The 18,423-nt window shown below is 47.4% G+C and carries 18 protein-coding genes; 8 read left to right on the plus strand and 10 right to left on the minus strand.

The annotated features are described in order from the left end of the window. Window positions 1-151: 151 nt before the first annotated feature. Window positions 152-3,505 (minus strand): transcription-repair coupling factor, encoded by a 3,354-nt coding sequence (gene mfd / locus FHS56_RS07335; RefSeq protein ID WP_243844183.1) that lies wholly within the window; start codon window positions 3,503-3,505, stop codon window positions 152-154. Window positions 3,506-3,618: 113 nt separating this feature from the next. Continuing rightward, window positions 3,619-4,212: a NifU family protein gene (locus FHS56_RS07340; protein ID WP_166919242.1), complete on the minus strand. Its 594-nt coding sequence runs from the start codon at window positions 4,210-4,212 to the stop codon at window positions 3,619-3,621. A gap of 54 nt (window positions 4,213-4,266) precedes the next feature. On the opposite strand from FHS56_RS07340, the gene FHS56_RS07345 reads away from it, so the two are divergent. Continuing rightward, complete coding sequence (locus tag FHS56_RS07345; protein WP_166919245.1) at window positions 4,267-4,938, plus strand: acetyltransferase; 672 nt, start codon at window positions 4,267-4,269, stop codon at window positions 4,936-4,938. On the opposite strand, the gene FHS56_RS07350 is transcribed toward FHS56_RS07345, so the two are convergent. The 4 genes from FHS56_RS07350 to recO all read right to left on the minus strand — a co-directional run bounded on the left by FHS56_RS07350 (window position 4,929) and on the right by recO (window position 9,205). Continuing rightward, window positions 4,929-5,768, minus strand: coding sequence for a transglutaminase family protein (locus FHS56_RS07350; RefSeq protein ID WP_166919248.1), 840 nt, complete (start codon window positions 5,766-5,768; stop codon window positions 4,929-4,931). The two genes, FHS56_RS07345 and FHS56_RS07350, sit on opposite strands and share 10 nt — an antisense overlap. Before the next feature lie 83 nt (window positions 5,769-5,851). Next, window positions 5,852-7,498, minus strand: a complete 1,647-nt coding sequence (locus tag FHS56_RS07355; RefSeq protein ID WP_166919250.1) for an acyl-CoA carboxylase subunit beta — start codon at window positions 7,496-7,498, stop codon at window positions 5,852-5,854. Window positions 7,499-7,612: 114 nt separating this feature from the next. Beyond that, a complete protein-coding gene (locus tag FHS56_RS07360) occupies window positions 7,613-8,497 on the minus strand; it encodes a ChaN family lipoprotein (protein ID WP_166919253.1) in 885 nt (294 codons plus the stop codon). 24 nt (window positions 8,498-8,521) lie between these two features. Continuing rightward, on the minus strand, window positions 8,522-9,205 hold the full coding sequence (gene recO, locus FHS56_RS07365; RefSeq protein ID WP_166919255.1) for a DNA repair protein RecO: 684 nt from the start codon (window positions 9,203-9,205) through the stop codon (window positions 8,522-8,524). Here recO and FHS56_RS07370 point away from each other — a divergent pair. From FHS56_RS07370 to FHS56_RS07395, 6 genes are all read left to right on the plus strand, one after another. Further along, entirely contained in the window at window positions 9,204-10,262 is a 1,059-nt protein-coding gene (locus tag FHS56_RS07370; protein ID WP_166919258.1) for a thioredoxin fold domain-containing protein, read from the plus strand. The genes recO and FHS56_RS07370 overlap by 2 nt on opposite strands. 70 nt (window positions 10,263-10,332) lie before the next feature. After that, a complete protein-coding gene (locus tag FHS56_RS07375) occupies window positions 10,333-11,376 on the plus strand; it encodes a DHH family phosphoesterase (protein WP_166919260.1) in 1,044 nt (347 codons plus the stop codon). Between the two features lie 7 nt (window positions 11,377-11,383). After that, window positions 11,384-12,292, plus strand: coding sequence for an FKBP-type peptidyl-prolyl cis-trans isomerase (locus FHS56_RS07380; protein WP_166919262.1), 909 nt, complete (start codon window positions 11,384-11,386; stop codon window positions 12,290-12,292). A 3-nt stretch (window positions 12,293-12,295) separates the two neighbouring features. Further along, entirely contained in the window at window positions 12,296-13,246 is a 951-nt protein-coding gene (locus tag FHS56_RS11880) for an FKBP-type peptidyl-prolyl cis-trans isomerase (protein WP_208409650.1), read from the plus strand. Continuing rightward, on the plus strand, window positions 13,246-13,842 hold the full coding sequence (gene rdgB / locus FHS56_RS07390; RefSeq protein ID WP_166919264.1) for an RdgB/HAM1 family non-canonical purine NTP pyrophosphatase: 597 nt from the start codon (window positions 13,246-13,248) through the stop codon (window positions 13,840-13,842). The genes FHS56_RS11880 and rdgB overlap by 1 nt, the downstream gene beginning before the upstream one ends. A 76-nt stretch (window positions 13,843-13,918) precedes the next feature. Then, a complete protein-coding gene (locus FHS56_RS07395; protein ID WP_208409651.1) occupies window positions 13,919-14,497 on the plus strand; it encodes an LPP20 family lipoprotein in 579 nt (192 codons plus the stop codon). 60 nt (window positions 14,498-14,557) lie between these two features. Here FHS56_RS07395 and FHS56_RS07400 read toward each other — a convergent pair whose 3' ends face one another. Together FHS56_RS07400 and sucD are read right to left on the minus strand one after the other, a co-directional pair. Further along, window positions 14,558-14,959: an Hsp20/alpha crystallin family protein gene (locus tag FHS56_RS07400; RefSeq protein WP_166919266.1), complete on the minus strand. Its 402-nt coding sequence runs from the start codon at window positions 14,957-14,959 to the stop codon at window positions 14,558-14,560. 176 nt (window positions 14,960-15,135) lie between these two features. Further along, complete coding sequence (gene sucD / locus FHS56_RS07405; protein WP_166919268.1) at window positions 15,136-16,020, minus strand: succinate--CoA ligase subunit alpha; 885 nt, start codon at window positions 16,018-16,020, stop codon at window positions 15,136-15,138. A 165-nt stretch (window positions 16,021-16,185) separates the two neighbouring features. On the opposite strand from sucD, the gene FHS56_RS07410 reads away from it, so the two are divergent. Continuing rightward, on the plus strand, window positions 16,186-16,401 hold the full coding sequence (locus FHS56_RS07410) for a hypothetical protein (protein WP_166919270.1): 216 nt from the start codon (window positions 16,186-16,188) through the stop codon (window positions 16,399-16,401). 62 nt (window positions 16,402-16,463) lie between these two features. Here the strand turns inward: FHS56_RS07410 and FHS56_RS07415 are convergent, their stop codons facing one another. Together FHS56_RS07415 and hemL are read right to left on the minus strand one after the other, a co-directional pair. Beyond that, window positions 16,464-17,099: a lipoprotein signal peptidase gene (locus FHS56_RS07415; RefSeq protein ID WP_166919272.1), complete on the minus strand. Its 636-nt coding sequence runs from the start codon at window positions 17,097-17,099 to the stop codon at window positions 16,464-16,466. Between the two features lie 13 nt (window positions 17,100-17,112). Then, a complete protein-coding gene (gene hemL, locus FHS56_RS07420; RefSeq protein WP_166919274.1) occupies window positions 17,113-18,414 on the minus strand; it encodes a glutamate-1-semialdehyde 2,1-aminomutase in 1,302 nt (433 codons plus the stop codon). Window positions 18,415-18,423 lie beyond the last annotated feature (9 nt).

The following is an 18,423-nucleotide window of genomic DNA, read 5'->3' on the forward strand; positions in this document are numbered from 1 at the left end:
TTTAACTTTTTGATAGCACCAAAGCTGAAGTTTCTACCACATGAATTGTACCAAACAATGCAAATACTTACTGGAAAGTAATCACATATTTTAACTTTCTATCTACAAATAAACTAAATTTTACAATTTTTCTATAAGCAGGGTATGAAATTTACGCATTTTTTTTCATTTCACCCAAAAGGTCAATGGCTTGCTTGACGTTGGCAACTCCTTGCGCTATCAAGACAGGCTTCCCTTTTGCCTCCTTGAGACGGATTTTGGTAGGGTTTTGTTGCACAAAGCGCAAAATACACCCAAAAGTTTCTGATTGAAAGTACTCTTCTTTGTCCAAGAAATAAGCTTTCATCTTGTCATTTTTAAGTATCAGCTTTTCGAATCCCAGTTTTTCGGCTATCCAACGCAGGCGTACGGTTTCGAGCAGCGCTTCTACTTCGGTGGGCAAAGGACCGAAGCGGTCTTGCAAGGCTGCGGCAAAGGCATTCAGCTCTTGCTCGGAATGCAGGTTGTCCAGTTCGTTGTAGAGGCGCAGGCGCTCGGTGATGTTGCTTACATATTCTTCGGGGATTCGCAGCTCCCAGTCTGTTTCAATGGTGCATTCTTGCGGGCGCAAAAGTTTTTGCTCCAGCTCCTCACTAAACAACTCTTTGAATTCTTCTTCTTTCACCTCTTGAACAGCTTCATCCAGTATTTTATGATAGGTCTCAAAGCCGATATCATTGATAAAGCCACTTTGTTCCGCCCCCAGCAGGTTACCTGCCCCGCGTATGTCTAAGTCGCGCATGGCTATTTTAAATCCATCGCCCAAGTCGGAAAATTCTTCCAAAGCTTTCAGGCGGCGATGTGCTTCGCGAGTAAGTGCTGTCTGTGAAGGTATGAGCAAATAACAAAAAGCCTTACGATTGGAACGCCCCACCCTGCCCCGCATTTGGTGCAAGTCTGACAAGCCGAACATATGTGCATGGTTGATAATGATGGTATTGGCGTTGGGGATATCCAAACCCGATTCTATAATGTTGGTAGAGAGCAGAATATCGTACTCGCCTTCTATGAAGCGGGTCATTACTTTTTCAAGATATTTGCCCTCCATTTGCCCATGAGCAATACCCAGCTTAGCGTCGGGCAGCAAGCGCAAAATCATATCCCCCACCGACTCGATGTCGGCTACACGGTTGTGTACAAAAAAGACCTGCCCTCCACGCTCCAGCTCAAAGCGGATGGCATCGCGGATGAACTCTTCACTAAAAGTGTGGACTTCGGTAAGCACAGGACGTCGGTTAGGTGGCGGCGTGGCAATCACCGACAGGTCGCGAGCCCCCATCAAAGAGAAGTGCAAGGTGCGGGGAATGGGTGTTGCCGTCAGTGTGAGGCAGTCGATGTTTACCCGCATCTGTTTTAGTTTTTCTTTGGCTTGCACACCGAATTTTTGTTCTTCATCAATGATGAGCAATCCAAGGTCTTTGAATACTACATCTTTGTTCAGTAAACGGTGCGTGCCAATAATGATGTCGATTTCACCAGCAGCAAGGGCTTCCAAAGTGCGCTTAATATCTTTTGACGACTTGAAGCGATTGATATAAGAGACAGTGCAGGGAAAGTTTGCTAAGCGTTCCGAAAAAGTGCGATAATGTTGCATAGCCAGAATGGTAGTAGGCACCAACACTGCCACTTGCTTGCCTGCACACACAGCCTTAAAGGCAGCTCGTATGGCGACTTCGGTCTTGCCAAAGCCTACATCACCACAAACCAAGCGGTCCATAGGATAGGGCTTCTCCATATCGCGCTTTACTTCCTCGGTTGCGCGAGATTGGTCGGGCGTATCCTCGTAGATAAAAGAAGACTCGAGTTCTGCCTGCAGGTAGTTGTCTGGTGGAAAGGCAAAACCTTTGGCAGCCCGCCGTTTGACATAAAGCGCAATGAGTTCTTTGGCAATATCTTTTACATTTTTCTTGACGCGCTTTTTCTTTTGTTCCCATTCGTTGCTGCCCAACTTGCTTATTTGAGGCACCTGCCCCTCCTTGCCAGCATATTTGGCAATTTTGTGCAGTGAGTGCACATTGACATACAACACATCATTGTCTTTGAAGATAAGACGTACGACTTCTTGCTTGCGCCCGTTGTTCTCGAGGGTGGTCAATCCGGCAAAGCGGGCAATACCATAGTCAATGTGGGTTACGTAGTCGCCGGGCTGCAACGACTGCAGCTCTTTTAGAGTAATGGCTTTGCTTTTATTGAAGAAGCTACGGGTTTTGTAGCGATAATAGCGGTCAAAAATTTGGTGGTCGGTATAGCACACAATACGCTGTTGATGGTCTATAAAACCGGCACGCAAGCCTGTAATCCACTCGTGAAATTGAACATCTGCCCCTATGTCTTTGAAAATACGTCTGAGGCGCTCGATTTGCTGCGGCGACTCGGCAACCAGTACATTCATGTAGCCTTTTTGCTGCCACTGCGCAAGGTCATCGGCAAGCAGCTCAAAGCGTTTGTTGAAGGAAGGCTGGGGATTGGAATCGTATTTCCACACTTGGCTTTCTTTGAAGAAAGCAGTAGAAGAAAATTCAACGACGGCATGAGCGCTCAACTGCTTTGCAAACGAAATGGCGTTATCAAAAAGCTGTGTAGGGGCTGTTATCACGGTACTTTGCGCCGTTTTCTGCATGATGCGCTCAAAAGTTGCCGCCGCTTTCTCAAAGGATTTATCCAGCAACTCAAAGGTATATTCCAGTTGGCTACACCACAAGACACTCTCTTTGGGCAAATACTCCAAGAACGACTCCCTTGCTTCATGCAAAAATTTAGTTTGCAAATTGGGCACGATATTCACTTCGCTCAGCTGCTCTTTGGAGAGCTGAGTTTCAGGGTCGAACTGCCGGATGCTTTCCACTTCATCGTCGAAGAGTTCAATGCGGTAAGGATACTCATCGGCAAAGGAAAAGACGTCGATAATTCCGCCACGCACAGCAAATTGCCCCGGTTCATATACAAATTCAGTGGCTTCAAAGTCATAGGTAGTGAGGAACTCCGTAAGAAAGGCGGCATCCAGCTTATCGCCCACCCTGATAGGGAAGGTATTTTCTACCAAAGTACGTTTGTTCACTACTTTTTCGAAGAGGGCTTCGGGATAAGAGATTATCACAGGGGCATGCAGTGTGCGTTTGCGCAAGGCATTGAGCACCTCCGAACGCATCAAAATGTTTGCATTTTCTACCTCTTCGTAATGGTAAGGGCGGCGATAAGACGAGGGATAAAGCAACACACTGCGGTCGGGCAGCAGGTTCTGCAAGTCATTGAAGAAGTAAATGGCTTCTTCTCTGTCGTTCAGCACCAATAAATGCACTTTGGAAGGACCGAGGCGTGCTAAGGCGGCTACCACCACTGCCGACAAGCTGCCACTCAGCCCCTTGGCATGTATTTTAGCTGTTCCTTGCGAAAGATTATGATGCAGCAACTGCACTAAGCTGTCACGCTCATAAAAAGCCAGTAGCTCTTGGGTTGTCAGGCTCATAGTGTTTGCTTGCTTCTCTTCTAAAAAAGCTGCACCCTATAACAGTCAGGGCTGATATAGGGCGCAAGGTTTATGACAAAGTATATGACTCACAAAAAACTGAACAATTAAAGTCAAACACCTTCGGCTACCACTTCTTTCACTTCGGGCACCATGCGCTTGAGCAGGTTTTCTATGCCTGCTTTCAGGGTCATAGTAGAAGAAGGGCATCCGCTGCAAGCGCCTTGCAGCAAGACTCTGACCTGCCCGCTGGCTTCATCGAAAGAATGAAAGGTAATTGCGCCGCCATCTTGCTCTACCGCCGGGCGCACATACTCATCCAGTATGCTTTTTATTTTCTGCACTATTGGTGAATCCCCTGCACGAATGGCGTTGCTGCTTACGGATGCTGTTTGCGTTAGCACCGGCTTTTCTTCTTCCAAATATTGCTGTACGAACTGCTTTATTTGGCGAACTACTTCTTCCCATTCAATGCTTTCGTTACGGGTAAGCGTAATGAAATTGGCAGCAATGAACACTTTTTCCACGAAGGGGAATGTTTGAAAAAGGGCTGCTGCCAAAGGCGAACCTTCGACATTTTGCGGAGCAAACTCATAGCTCTCGCCGTCGGCAACAAGCATAAAATTCACCACGAATTTCAGAGACTGCGGATTAGGGTTCGCCTCTGTGTACACATTTACATAGCGCTTCGGCTTCAGGGTTTGCATAATACTACTGCTTGTTTTTATTTACAAACGCACAACAAAGGTAGCTTGTTCATTATGAGAAAACAAAAGCGGAGCAAAGAAAAGCATTTGGTGATTGTAGGCAAAGGAGGGCATGCGGCTGTTATTGCCGATGCGGCTGCTTTAAGCGGCATTTATGCTACCATCACCCAGATGGAAATCGATGCTCAACTCATAGAACAGCATCCTGAGCAAGCTGCCCAAATGATTACCGAATGGCAAGCCCGCCATGCCCCCTGTGCGTGGATTGTGGGCATAGGCGACAACTACCGACGAGCGCACCTCATGACACAGATAGAGAAAATTTACGCCGTAGAATGGGCTACCGTCTGTCATCCGAATAGTGTGGTGGCTGCCTCGGCGCACATCGATGCCGGCAGTTTTGTGGCAGCCATGGCAGTGGTAGGGGTGCGCTGCCGCATAGGACGTGGGTGTATTGTCAATCACCATGCCTCGCTGGACCACGACAGTCAGATGGAAGCATACAGCAGTCTGGCACCGGGCGCCATCACGGGCGGGCAGGTGCATATAGGCAGCCGTAGTGCCATAGGGTTAGGGGCACGGCTGATTCACCGCATAACCATAGGTAATGACACGGTGGTGGGCGCCGGTGCGTTGGTGCTTACATCGCTGCCTGCGGGCGTAGTGGCTTATGGCGTGCCCGCGCAGATTATGAGAACACGAAAGATAGACGAGCCTTATTTGTAGTGTTCGATGATGTCAAGCAATTGTTTCACTTCTTCTGCTTTGTGTGTCTCGCCCAGTTCTTTGAAAGAAAAAATCAGGTTGCGGCAGGCTCTTGCCAAAATATCGGCGTGTGTACAAGGTTCAAAGAAAGTTACTTGTGGTTTTACGTTCAACTGCTTGAGGTAGTCTTCTATATCACTTCTGACAAATACCGAGCCTTGGTTGAAAACGTTGATATAGCATTCCAATCCACGGCTGCGGTAAAGCAACACAAACACTACAGGCAGATTGACCCCATAAACCGGCAAATTGAGGCGTTGTGCCACCAACAGGTAAAGCACGCACAAAGTCAAGGGATTGCCCTTGCGGCTTTCGAGCACCAAGTGAATCATATTGTTGGAAGGGGCATGAAAATTTTGGGTGTTGCCCGTGAATTTCCACTCTTTGAAAAAGACGCGGTTCAGCAGTTGTATCTGGTCGAGTGGATGCAGACCTTCACGAAAGCGAAACCAAACGTCGTAATATAGGCGATTGAACTCTTGAGCGAGGTCTTCAAAAGAGAGGTCGGGATATTGATAACGCGCCAGCAGCCACATGCCTTTAAGCAGGTTGTCCTGCTCGTAGTCCATCCATGCTCTGAAATCTTCTTTCAGGCTTTCGAACTGCACCCGGTGAATCAAGTCTTCGATGCGACTTTGCAACAAAGGGTTGGGCGAGGTTTCCCATGCCCGTTCAAGAAAAGGGATAGCCCTCTCGCCCAGCGAAAGCAGGCGATTGCTCACCTCCTGATATACTGCTTCGTCTTCGTCGTCCAATAAAGCAATGAGTGCCTGTAATTCTGTTTCTTTCATCCATTTGCTTATTGAATCGGAACAGAAAAGAAGCTGCCGTTGTATGTCTGGCAGCTTTTTTTAGGAAACACAATCCCCCTGCTTTAGGTTTGTATCACCCCCACATTGAAGCGCTTGTTGATAGGGGCATGATTGGCTGCTTCAATGCCCATAGAAATGACCTTACGGGTTTCGAGCGGGTCAATGATGCCATCGACCCACAAGCGGGCTGCCGCATAGTAAGGCGACAGCTGTTCGTTATATATGGTGGTAATTTCTTCGAGCAGTTGCTTTTCTTCTTCCGGGCTTATTTCTTTGCCTTTGGCTTTGAGCGATGCCACTTTGATTTGCAATAATGTTTTGGCAGCCGATGCCCCACTCATCACAGCTATTTGGGCAGTAGGCCAAGCGTAAATCAAACGCGGGTCATAGGCTTTGCCACACATGGCATAGTTACCGGCTCCATAAGAGTTACCCACGATGATGGTAAATTTAGGCACTACGGAATTGGCTACGGCATTCACCATTTTGGCGCCATCTTTGATGATACCGCCATGCTCAGAGCGGCTGCCCACCATGAAACCGGTAACGTCCTGCAAAAACACCAAAGGGATTTGCTGCTGGTTACAAAGCATAACAAAACGGGCAGCTTTGTCGGCAGAATCAGAGTAAATAACGCCTCCCATTTGCATTTCGCCTTTCTTGGATTTGACCATAGAGCGCTGATTGGCAACGATACCCACCGCCCAACCATCAATACGGGCACGAGCGCAAATCACTGTCTGCCCGTAGAGGGGTTTGTACTCTTCAAATTCAGAATTATCGACCAGCCGTTTGATGATTTCGCGCATGTCGTAGGGTTTCACGCGGTCGGCAGGCAACAGGCTGTAGATTTCTTCAGGATTTTCTTTTGGTGGGGCAGGCGTTGCACGGTCAAAGCCGGCTTTTGGGAAGTGTCCCATCTTGTCCATGATTTTTTTGATGGCATCCAAGCACTCTTCATCCGAGTCATACATGTTGTCTGTTACACCTGATATTTCGCAGTGAGTGCTTGCGCCGCCCAAGGTTTCAGCATCCACATCTTCACCAATAGAAGCTTTCACTAAATAAGGACCGGCAAGAAAAACCGAACCCGTCCCTTTGACTATCAGGGCTTCGTCGGACATGATGGGCAAATAAGCTCCCCCTGCCACACAACTCCCCATGATGGCAGCAATTTGGGGGATTCCCTCCGCAGACATAATCGCATTGTTGCGGAAGATGCGCCCGAAGTGCTCTTTGTCAGGGAATACTTCCGCTTGCATGGGCAAATACACGCCGGCACTATCCACCAAATAGATAATGGGAATACGGTTCTCCATGGCTATTTCCTGCGCCCGCAGGTTCTTTTTGGCAGTCATGGGAAACCAAGCCCCTGCTTTTACAGTGGCATCGTTGGCAACCACAATGCACTGCCGCCCGCTCACATAACCCATGACCACCACTACACCCGCAGAGGGGCATCCTCCTTCCTCCTCATACATACCATAGGCAGCCAAGGCACCAATCTCAAGACGAGGTTTGTCTTTGTCAAGCAAATAGTCTATGCGTTCACGGGCAGTCAATTTGCCCTGTTTGTGCTGCTTTTCAATGTTTTTTTCACCTCCTCCCAAATATATTTTCTCTAGGCGGCTTTTGAGCTGAAACAACTTTTGCTTCATTTCATCAGCATTGCGCTTCTGCTCAAGGTCGTTTGCTACTGTGTTTTTCATGGTTCAGGCTATGATTGAAATTGTTTTTATACAACTTTTTCTTTTCAAAATTACACAAAAACGCAATAACCCAACAAAAAAGCGTCTGGGATGGGCTGCTATGCGGGGCACGGGTCAATAACTTTTGTGCATGCCGACGGGAAATACTATCAAAAAGTCAGCTTTGTTTTTGTGTTCTTCTTCAAGCTGTTTGAGCTGTTCCTGCTCTACACAGCTTATGGTCAACAGACGCACACCGGGGCGTAGGCGCTTCAGATACCAAACAATGCCCTCGTAATAGTCGGAGTGAAAGCTGCCGTGGTAGTGAATTACCTTTTTTCTTTGCGTAAGTGCCTGTGCGATAAAGTGTGCCATGGTGGCATCTTTGACTGCTTGCGCTGCTACGAAGTTGTCAGCATTCATAGCCTGTCCGTGTCCAGCGCCCATCATATCACGCATTTGACGGTAGCTTCGCAGCTCATAGTCAATGACGATGGGCAGAGGCGCCATCCACGCCTTCGCTTCGGCGGGCAGGCTTTCGAGCACCTGCAAACCACTATAGGCGACCATATGAGCGTAGCGACGGGGTATGTTGGTTGCCCACACTGGTATTTGTTTTTCTTTTGCCCACTCTATCAAAGGGCGGTAATCCGTGTGGTAGTTGTCCCACACCTTCGCTTCTTTAAGAAAATAGGACTCTTTGATTTGTCCGCCCAAGTATTCGTTTAATGTCAGTTGGTCGTCGGCTTCGAACATCTCCAAGCCCAAAGCATAGGTATCAGGCAGAGCGGTAGTAAGGTCGCGCAGTAGCTCCCACTCCAGCCAATGGGCAAGGCTGTTGTTGTGTTGCTCACCAAACAAGACTACTTCGGCAGCTTCGAGCTGCTTGAGCATGGCAGCATAAGTTACTTTTTTGCCTTGAGCATCGAAAATCACATATGCCGGCTTGTCTTTGTGTTGTGCATGGGTTTGCATGAACATCAAGAGCGTTAAACACAAAATATTTGCTATGGTTTTCATGGATATTTTGTTTTTTTTTACAACTTACATAATCTCGCGCAAAATCGAAAGGCTGCGGATTTCATCGAAATGGGTGGTATGCTCACTGATAAGAAAAAGCAGGGCTTCGAGCAAATGACGGCGTTGTGTGGTATCAAGGGGCAACTCTTGTGGCGGAGCCGCTGCCCGCAATAGACGAAGGAAGTGCGCTGTGGCTGCATCGAAATGGTAAGGGGTTTGTTCGTTCAGCTCTTGCAACAGACGTTCTTCATGGGGTGGCATCAAGCCCATGCAATCGAGGTAATGCAGCAAAAACCAAAGGGCATAAGCCCGCACAGAGGCAGTAGCCTCCAGCTTGAGCAAAGCTTCATGTATGAAGTCGAACATAGCATGGTCGGGTGTTTCTTCTTTGCGTGTTTTATAGAGCAGTTCCGCCATAAAATACAGCACAGATATTTTTGCAGGCTGCGCCAACTGCTGCATGGACAACCACAAGGGAAAAGCCTCTTTGAGTCGCCCCAAGCCCCCGCTCTGTTTGGGCAAATACAACACTGCCTCCAGCAAACTCATATGTTGAAACCATCCCATAGGAAATGAGGGGGTAGCTTTCCGCACACCATTGACCACCAAAGATAATCTGCCATGTTCCCGGCTATAGGTATGCACAATCAAGGAAGATTCTCTATATTTCAGCGTATGAAGAACAATCGTCCGAGTTTTGCTTAACATGCCTTGGCTGTTATTGGTGCTTGAATGCTGCTTTCTGTGCTTATGTGGCTTTAGCGCTTGGTCGCAGGAAGTAAAGCTATCAAAAAAATACCATCTGGTGCATTTGTACCGCGAAGGCTGTGTGCCCTGTGCACAACTGGACAGCCTTCTGGGCGGGTGGGTGTCTGCACAAGACAGTTTACTCTACGAGAAAAGGCACTATGCCCACGAAACTGTGCCCTCTGGACAGCTGCCTGCCTTGCTGCTTTATGCGCCCGATGGCAGCTTAAAGTGGCAAAAAAGCGGCTTCCGGGCATATGAATGGGCAAGGCAGATGCAAACGCAGGCTTTGGAAAAGCGCATGCTTGCGCGCTACGACTCGGCAAGTGTCGCCATGCCGCGAGAATGGCAAGAAGTACTCAAAATTGCTAAACGCAGTGGGCAGCTTTTGTTAGTATGGCTTACACATGCCGAGTGCTACGCCTGCAAGCGCCTGTTTGTAGAAACATGGTTAGAAGACTCTTTGCGACTTCGTCTGCAGCCTTATTTCACACCTTATTTGGCAGATATTTCACAGTTTTCGAGCCGCCCGCTACGCGCTCTGTTGCACTACCGCTCTTTGCCCGCTTTGTTTATTGTGAACACCAAAGAGCGCAAACAAGCCGAAATAGCAGGGTATCTGCCCGCTCCTTTGCTTACGGACAGCTTGCTCAGTACCTTAAATAACTTGGATGCCGCCGCTTTGTTCGACTATGAACAACATTACCGAGCAGCGCTGCGGAAAGCCAAAAACAACCAATACCGCTTGATTTGGGCAGTCATTGCTGAAAAAGATTGCGCTTCCTGCCAAGAGATATTCGAGCAATATGTACAATACCCTCCCTTGCGTACCTGGAGTCGCCGCCATGCCATTGCCGGCTATTTCCTATTTCGTCAGCTGCCCGAACGCTACAAGCTGCGTTTCTTCAATGAAGAAACTCCTTTTGTTTTGCTGCTCAGCCCGGAAGGCAACATCATAGAGCACTTCGCACCTTGCCCCCCGCCCGCTGCCTTATACGACCGCCTGCTTCAGCATTGATAAGTTTCCGTGCAGTCTTTCATTCTACTTTATTTGCGATATTTGCTAATTCGAACACAATAAAACAGTTATGTTGGAAAGTCCGTCGATACAAACCGATACAGTCAAAGCGCTGCAAGAATTTCTATCGGCTCCCAAAAAGGTAGCTATTACCATGCACCACAACCCCGACGCCGATGCCTTAGGCTCTGCCTTAGGGCTGGCACGCTACCTGAAAAAGAAAGGGCATCAGCCCACCGTCATCAGCCCCAGCGTGTATCCTGCCTTTTTGGAATGGCTACCCCAAGAAAACGAAGTGATTGTTTTTGAAGAAAGCAAGACAGAAGAAATCAAACAAATCATTGATAGTTGCGATTTGGTGGCATACCTCGACTTTTCGGTACCTTCCCGCATGGAAGCTCTGGAGCCACTGTTTTGTAGCGTAGATAAGCCCAGCTTGCTGCTTGACCACCACATTGCCCCCAGCATGAAAGGTACCTTTCATTTTTGGGACCAAGAAGCTGCGGCAACCGCCCAACTGGTCTATCGCCTAATAGCTGCCATGGGCGACCTGCCTTTACTCGACCCCCACATTGGCGAAGCTATCTACGCCGGCATAGTTACCGACACCGGCTCGTTCAAGTACCCTTCAACCAGCCGCGAAGTACACGAAATAGCCGGGCATCTGATAGACATAGGCGTGCCCACCTCCACCATCCATTACCGGATTTATGACAACAACTCAGAAAATCGCCTCCGGCTGCTGGGGTATTTGTTATCGGAAAAACTACGGGTATTGCCAGAACTGCGTACTGCCTATTTTACACTGAGCGCCGAAGAGCAAGAGCGTTTCTCCTCAGAAAAGGGCGATACCGAAGGTTTTGTAAACTACGCCCTTTCTATTCGCAACATTGTCTTTGCAGCCATCTTCATGGAGAAAGAAGGAAAAACAAAAATATCGTTCCGTTCCATTGGCGACTTCCCCGTGAACGAGTTTGCCCAAGCACATTTTAATGGTGGCGGACACAAAAATGCTGCCGGCGGAGCTTCTTACGCCTCTCTCGAAGAAACCGAAAAATTATTTTTAAGTTTGTTACCGAAATATAAAGAACAATTATTAACCGTTAAAAGATAAAAACCTTATGACCCACTCTCGTTTCTCATGGCTAAGCATGCTTTTGTTGACGGTTCTCTTTTCGAGCTGCAAAGAGAACATAGAAAAACTCCCCTCTGGTGTGCGCTACCAAGTATTGCGCAGTAACCCAGACTCCACGCTCATCACCGATGGCAGTCTGGTGTCGTTTCATTTGCAAGTAAAAGGCACCACACGTAAAGGCGAAGACACCCTCTTGCAGACTACCTATCCCAACACACCTATCCTCTACCGCCTCATTGTCAACCCACCTAAAGGTTCCTTTTTAGAGCCGTTTTTGAAACTGCACAATGGCGACAGCGCCCGTATTTGGGTACCTCTGGATTCCGTGGTCAAGCAAATCGGTATGTCGGAACCTCCCGAATACCTTATGCCCGGCAGTGAGATAGAATATGTCGTCAGCATCTTGGATGTCAAAACACAAGACTACTTTAAAAAGCAATTTGAGGAAATGGAGCAAAAACAGCGCGCTCAAGTAGAAGCCACCGAGCGTGCTCAAATACGCGAATATCTCAAAAAGAATGGCTTCACTGCCGACTCCACAAAAAACGGTTTGTATTACATCAAAGAAAAACAAACCGAAGGACCAACTGCCCAGCCGGGCGACATAGTAAGCGTGTATTACTCTTTACAGCTGCTTTCTAAACCCGACACCCTCATCGAGTCCAACAAAGATGCGCAACCTTTTGAATTTGTGCTGGGCAAGGGCGAGGTAATCAAAGGATGGGACGAAGGCATTGCCCTTTTCCGTAAAGGCGAAAAAGGCAAACTGATTATTCCTTCTTACTTAGGTTACGGCTCAAGGCAAATGGGCAAAGCCATTCCACCCAACTCCATCCTTATTTTCGATGTAGAAGTAGTGGATGTGCGGAAAGAAAATAAAATAAAGAAAGAATAAACCATGAAGCGAGTCTGTATAGCAATCAGCCTGCTGACGCTCCTTAGTCTGAGCGCATGCAAAAATAAGAACGAGCAAGCAGAGTTTCTGGCAAGAAAACTCAAAGAAAACGAAAGCATTATTCAGCAATACATTGCCGACAAGGGGCTGCAAATGCAAAAAACCGAAAACGGCATTTATTACCTCATTGAAGGCACCCCCACCAGCAATGAACAAGCCAATGACTCTTTATGCCATCATGTTTTCGTTCAATACGAAACGTATCTCCTACCCTACGAAACCCTGATTGACGACCGCTACAAGCGTGGCGGCAACGATACCTTGCGCTTTCCTTACAACACCAACTATGCCTACAATACCCTGATACTTCCTATTGGCATCAGCCAAATGGTGGACTTGATGAAGCCGGGACAAAGCGGCATTTTCCTTACCAACTATCTGCGCGGCTATGGCGAACGGGGCACGCCATTTATGCCGCCCTACTCTCCCATACGTGTAGATTTGGAACTAAAAGCTCTAAAAACGGATGCCCAACTTATCGATGACTACATTGCCCGCAAAGCTTATAGCGGCGTGATAGAGCTGGAAAAAGGCGTAAAATATCTGCGTATCATAGCCCCCCCCGATGGCGCCGAACAAGTAGGCGATTCCGTCAATGTAGTCGTGGACTATACCCTCCGCTCTATTGAAGACAAAACCTATGACAGCAACAGCGATTTTAGGTTTTTTCTCTTTCCGCGTAATAAAAACCAAACAGACAGCAATGACCCCATAAGCCGAAGCACCGTGATAGAAGGCTGGCAGATAGGTGTTTCACAAATGCATGTAGGCGAGCGAGGTATTTTGTTTATCCCCTCATCTGTGGCATATGGTAAAAAAGGAAGTGGTGCCATTCCCCCTTATGAACCTCTTATCTTTGAAATAGAAGTAAAAAACCGCATCCTGCCCGAATAATGGAAACCCTTTGTTTCGCTACCCACAATGCAAACAAACTAAAGGAAGTTCAAAAGCTTTTTCAGGAAGCAGGACTTCCTTTTTCGCTGCTTAGCTTAGACGACATAGGTTGCACCGAAGACATTGCCGAAACTGCAAGCACCCTCGAAGGCAATGCCCTACTCAAAGCCCGCCATGTGTGGCAACACTATAAAATACCGGTTTTTTCCGACGATACGGGCTTGGAAGTAGTCGCTCTGCAGGGGGCTCCCGGTGTGTACTCGGCACGCTACGCGGGTCCTCAAAAAAACGACCAAGACAACATAAAAAAATTACTTGCAGAACTGCAAGGCATCAAAAACCGGCAAGCACGCTTCCGCACCTGTATTGCCTTCATCGATGCCGAAGGACAAGAACACCTCTTTGAAGGCATCGTAGAAGGGAGAATCACAGAAACACCCCGCGGTGCAGAAGGTTTTGGTTATGACCCGGTCTTCTGCCCCGAAGGTGAAAAACGCACTTTTGCGGAAATGTCATTGCAAGAAAAAAATGAAATAAGCCACCGTGCCAGGGCATTCCAAGCTTTTTTCCAATGGCTTCGCATACAGGTTTCATAAAATCTTTTATTAACACAATAGTTTGGCATCAAAAATGTGTATAATACTAAGTGTCGAACATCAAACGAAAATAGTTATGAAAAGGGGCATCTATTTAAGCGTATTTCTATTGAGTGGCATGCTGCTCTTCAGCGCATGTAAGAAAAAAGCAACTTTGCCACCCGACGAAAAAGAAGTGATTGTGCCTTGCTCCGGTCCTGAATACTGGACCAACAAAGAGGTCTTCCGTGCCAATGCAATCGGCGAGAGCTACGACCAAATGACTGCCAAAAAGAAAGCACTGAGCAACGCTCGCGCCGAATTGGCTGCCAGCATATCTACCGTTTTGAAAGGAGTTACTGACAACTACGTAAACTCACGTGAGTTTAACAACCGCGAAGAAGTAGAAGAACGCTACGAAAGCTTGAACCGCGAAGTAGTGAATCAAGAGCTGAACGGTATTCGCACCATCTGTGAAAAGCAGGTAAAAACCCAAGAAGGTAAATACAAAACCTATATAGCCATTGAGTTGGCTTCTGAAAAACTGCTGGAAGCTTACAACGAGCGCATGCAAAAACTTTCGCGCGAAGAGCGTATGCGCATCGACTATGACTACGAAAAATTTAAGCAGACTTTCGACAGAGAAATGGAAAAATTCAGTCAAAGCAGACCCTGATTCTCCGTTTCGCCTATAAACAATAAGGCTCCTCTTTGGTTGCAAAGAGAGCCTTTATTTTTAGTGATTGTTACCTGTTTTCTTAATCTGTATTTTTTTGTTGAGGTTTTGGATGCCCTCGCGAAATGGTGCAATTATCCGCAAAATACCATCTTCAAAAATGGCTTCGATGCGCTGCGCATCCACATGCGGCAAAATAGGATATACCCCCATAAACATGGGGAATACCATGCCCTCCTCATTGTGGGTCAATTCATTGTGGGTAAATACCACCAACTGCCCATTTTGTATTTCCACACCATAGTTTTCATATTCCAACGTAGGGGTGTAGAACTCGGCAACGTAGGCGTTTGCAGCTTGCTGAAGCTGCACCCTTGTAGGAGCAATACCGCCTTGCGTTACCGATAGGCATTGCGCTTGCTTTGCCAGTTGTTTGCTCAATCGTTTATCAGCCGACAACATCACTCAATCCCTCCTTTCTCTTTCATTTTTACAGTGTACAGTGCAAAAGATATACCATGGCATTTTTCAAGACAAGATGGCACCTTAACCCGACAAGATGTCTTAAAAAAACCAAAAGCTCGGCACATAAAACTGCCGAGCTCTCTTGTAAACCTTGATTTGGTCTGTAAGGCTTATTATACGTTGGCTGCTGCCTTCAAAGCTTCCACCATGGTGCTGCCTATTTCAGCAGGCGATTTCACCACATGAACGCCACACTCTGCCATAATCTTCATTTTAGCTTGTGCGGTATCGTCTTTGCCGCCCACAATAGCCCCTGCGTGCCCCATACGACGTCCTTTGGGGGCAGTCTGTCCGGCAATGAAACCAACTACCGGCTTAGTGCCATGCTCTTTAATCCAGCGAGCAGCTTCGGCTTCCATGCCACCGCCTATTTCGCCAATCATGATAATACCTTCGGTTTCGGGGTCGTTCATCAGCAGTTCTACGGCTTCTTTGGTTGAGGTGCCGATAATAGGGTCGCCACCAATGCCGATAGCAGTAGAAATCCCCAAGCCTGCTTTCACTACTTGGTCGGCAGCTTCGTAAGTGAGGGTACCCGACTTCGATACAATGCCAATTTTGCCGGGTTTAAAAACAAAGCCGGGCATAATGCCCACTTTAGCCTCGCCGGGGGTAATCACACCCGGGCAGTTGGGACCTATCAAACGAGCCTTCTTGCCTTTTAAGTATTCCTTTACATACATCATGTCACGTACAGGAATACCCTCAGTGATGGCAATAATCACCTCAATACCAGCATCAGCGGCTTCCATGATGGCATCGGCAGCAAACGCCGGAGGCACAAAAATAATAGATACGTTGGCTTGCACCTGCTCCACTGCCTCCTTTACAGTGTTGAATACCGGACGGTCCAAATGCTTTTGCCCCCCTTTGCCGGGAGTTACCCCCCCTACCACATTTGTGCCGTATTCTATCATTTGTTCCGCGTGAAAAGTACCTTCAGAGCCCGTGAACCCCTGAACGATGACGCGAGAATTCTTATTGACCAAAACGCTCATAACAATGAATTTAATATTTAACGATATGCACAAAAATAACTTTTTCTATTGCTTTGGCAAAAGTGAAATCACAGAAGATGTTGCTTTTTCAGTAGTTTACAAGAAACTCTCACAAGGGCAGCTCTGTTGTTATTCTAAATCCTTTTTAAAAAAACAACTACAGCCATGAGCAAGCAAAGCAAACGAATCAAAGAAAAGCAAAAACCCAGGGTACACCCCGAACTGGAAGGCTTCGATATTACAATCAATTCATTCGGAGAAATCAACAGTACTTACGATATCGATAAAATCAATGAATTTTTGAACAGAAAAGTAAAAGACAAAAAATTGAAGGACAGAGACGACCTATCTTTCAATCAGATGAAAGATGAAGAGGAATGAAAGACGAAGATGAATAAAACACAAAAACAGGTGAGCTATTCGGATATAGCCCACCTGTTTTTTCACTCAAGCGATGTGGTTTCAGGCTCTGCTTTTGCCGGCGGGTGCTGTACTTCTCTCTTGCTATGCTCCCCAAAAAAACGCTTTTGAAAAAGCAAAATAGTGAGTACACTTACAAAAATGGCAGCATCGGCAACATTGAAAATGGGCCACAATGCCATATAGTCGCCACCAATCAAAGGTACCCATCTGGGTACATAGCCCTCCCATATGTCTATATAAAACATATCCACCACTTGTCCGTAAAACCAAGGAGTGGGGGCATACAAAGGCGCGTTGTTCAGCCAAACACCATAGAAAACACTATCAATAAGATTGCCCAACGCCCCGCCCAAAACCAAGGCGACACAATATTGCAAAGCACGCGGCATGCCTTTTTTCACAATATGAATAAGGTAATAGGTGATAGCTCCCATTGCAAGGATACGGAAGGTAGTAAGCAGCAATTTGCCATAGCTTCCACCAAAAGTAGCTCCAAAAGCCATTCCTTCGTTTAAGGTATAATGCAGCTTGAACCAACCATCGAATATGGGGATTTCTTCACCCAGCTGCATATTTCCCGCTACCCACAGTTTAACCATTTGGTCGATGAGCACCACCGTCAAGGCAACAGCAAATACTGAAATATATTTTTTCATAAACGGAGTTTTATTATGCCTTTTGATTGATGATTTCATCTAAAGCATCTGCATGAGCTTGAATGATATGCTGGATGTCTTCTTCGCTCAAAGCAGCCGAGCAAAACCAACTTTCAAACTGCGAAGGCGCCAGATACACCCCTCTACGCAACATGGCTTGAAAATATTTGGCAAACAACTGAAGATCACAACTTTTGGCTGTTGTAAAATCATATACGGTTTGCTCTGTAAAGAAGACATTCAGCATGGAGCCTATTTTATTCATCGTGTAATGTAACCCACGCTTTTCGAGTTCTCCCTTCATGCCCTTATAGAGCTTATCGCCGATGCTTTCGAGGCGAGCATATATTGCTGAGTTTTCGCGCAACTCGCGCAAGATAGCCAATCCGGCAGCCATTGCCACGGGATTACCCGACAAGGTGCCCGCCTGATATACCTTTCCCGAAGGCGACACCTTTTCCATTATCTCGCGTTTGCCACCATAAGCCCCTACAGGCATGCCTCCGCCTATGATTTTGCCCAAGGTCGTAAGGTCAGGAAATACACCGAAGCGCTCTTGGGCACCACCGGGTGCCAAGCGAAAACCGGTCATTACTTCATCAAAAATGAGCACAATGCCGTGCTTGTCGCAGAGGTCGCGCAAGCCTTGCAAATAACCCGGCTTGGGCAAAACACAGCCCATGTTGCCAGCTACTGGTTCTACAATAATAGCTGCAATCTGTTCAGGGTATTGTGCAATTAAAGCTTCCACTGCCTGCAAATCATTGTAGGGCGCTATGAGCGTGTCTTGGGCAGTGCCAGGGGTTACGCCCGGGCTGTTGGGCGCGCCAGTGGTAGCCGCACCGCTGCCAGCAGCAATCAGGAAGGAGTCGCCATGCCCATGATAACAGCCTTCAAATTTGATGATTTTGTGGCGCCCCGTATAGCCACGTGCCAAACGAATTGCCGACATGGTGGCTTCGGTACCAGAGTTCACCATGCGCACCATCTCCACGGAAGGCACCATCGAAACAATCAGCTCAGCCATTTCCACCTCAAGGCGCGTGGGAGCTCCGAAGGAAGGCGAATCAGCAGCTGCCCTTTGAATAGCCTCCAGCACAGGTGCATAGGCATGCCCCAATATCATGGGTCCCCAAGAGTTGATGCAGTCGATATAGCGATTTCCGTCTTCGTCGTAGAGATAAGCGCCTTCTGCTTTTTTGATAAACAAAGGCTGCCCGCCCACTGCTTGAAAAGCGCGCACTGGCGAGTTCACTCCACCGGGAATCACTTTTTTTGCCCGCTCGAACAGAATTACACTTTTGTCGGTATTCATGGTATGGAA

Source organism: Thermonema lapsum (assembly GCF_011761635.1).
Lineage (GTDB): Bacteria > Bacteroidota > Bacteroidia > Cytophagales > Thermonemataceae > Thermonema > Thermonema lapsum.

Coding starts and splice junctions, on each gene's coding strand:
- mfd (WP_243844183.1), bottom strand. CDS start 3,505: ATGAGCCTGACAACCCAAGAGCTACTGGCTTTTTATGAGCGTGACAGC.
- FHS56_RS07340 (WP_166919242.1), bottom strand. CDS start 4,212: ATGCAAACCCTGAAGCCGAAGCGCTATGTAAATGTGTACACAGAGGCG.
- FHS56_RS07345 (WP_166919245.1), top strand. CDS start 4,267: ATGAGAAAACAAAAGCGGAGCAAAGAAAAGCATTTGGTGATTGTAGGC.
- FHS56_RS07350 (WP_166919248.1), bottom strand. CDS start 5,768: ATGAAAGAAACAGAATTACAGGCACTCATTGCTTTATTGGACGACGAA.
- FHS56_RS07355 (WP_166919250.1), bottom strand. CDS start 7,498: ATGAAAAACACAGTAGCAAACGACCTTGAGCAGAAGCGCAATGCTGAT.
- FHS56_RS07360 (WP_166919253.1), bottom strand. CDS start 8,497: ATGAAAACCATAGCAAATATTTTGTGTTTAACGCTCTTGATGTTCATG.
- FHS56_RS07370 (WP_166919258.1), top strand. CDS start 9,204: ATGCCTTGGCTGTTATTGGTGCTTGAATGCTGCTTTCTGTGCTTATGT.
- recO (WP_166919255.1), bottom strand. CDS start 9,205: ATGTTAAGCAAAACTCGGACGATTGTTCTTCATACGCTGAAATATAGA.
- FHS56_RS07375 (WP_166919260.1), top strand. CDS start 10,333: ATGTTGGAAAGTCCGTCGATACAAACCGATACAGTCAAAGCGCTGCAA.
- FHS56_RS07380 (WP_166919262.1), top strand. CDS start 11,384: ATGACCCACTCTCGTTTCTCATGGCTAAGCATGCTTTTGTTGACGGTT.
- FHS56_RS11880 (WP_208409650.1), top strand. CDS start 12,296: ATGAAGCGAGTCTGTATAGCAATCAGCCTGCTGACGCTCCTTAGTCTG.
- rdgB (WP_166919264.1), top strand. CDS start 13,246: ATGGAAACCCTTTGTTTCGCTACCCACAATGCAAACAAACTAAAGGAA.
- FHS56_RS07395 (WP_208409651.1), top strand. CDS start 13,919: ATGAAAAGGGGCATCTATTTAAGCGTATTTCTATTGAGTGGCATGCTG.
- FHS56_RS07400 (WP_166919266.1), bottom strand. CDS start 14,959: ATGTTGTCGGCTGATAAACGATTGAGCAAACAACTGGCAAAGCAAGCG.
- sucD (WP_166919268.1), bottom strand. CDS start 16,020: ATGAGCGTTTTGGTCAATAAGAATTCTCGCGTCATCGTTCAGGGGTTC.
- FHS56_RS07410 (WP_166919270.1), top strand. CDS start 16,186: ATGAGCAAGCAAAGCAAACGAATCAAAGAAAAGCAAAAACCCAGGGTA.
- FHS56_RS07415 (WP_166919272.1), bottom strand. CDS start 17,099: ATGAAAAAATATATTTCAGTATTTGCTGTTGCCTTGACGGTGGTGCTC.
- hemL (WP_166919274.1), bottom strand. CDS start 18,414: ATGAATACCGACAAAAGTGTAATTCTGTTCGAGCGGGCAAAAAAAGTG.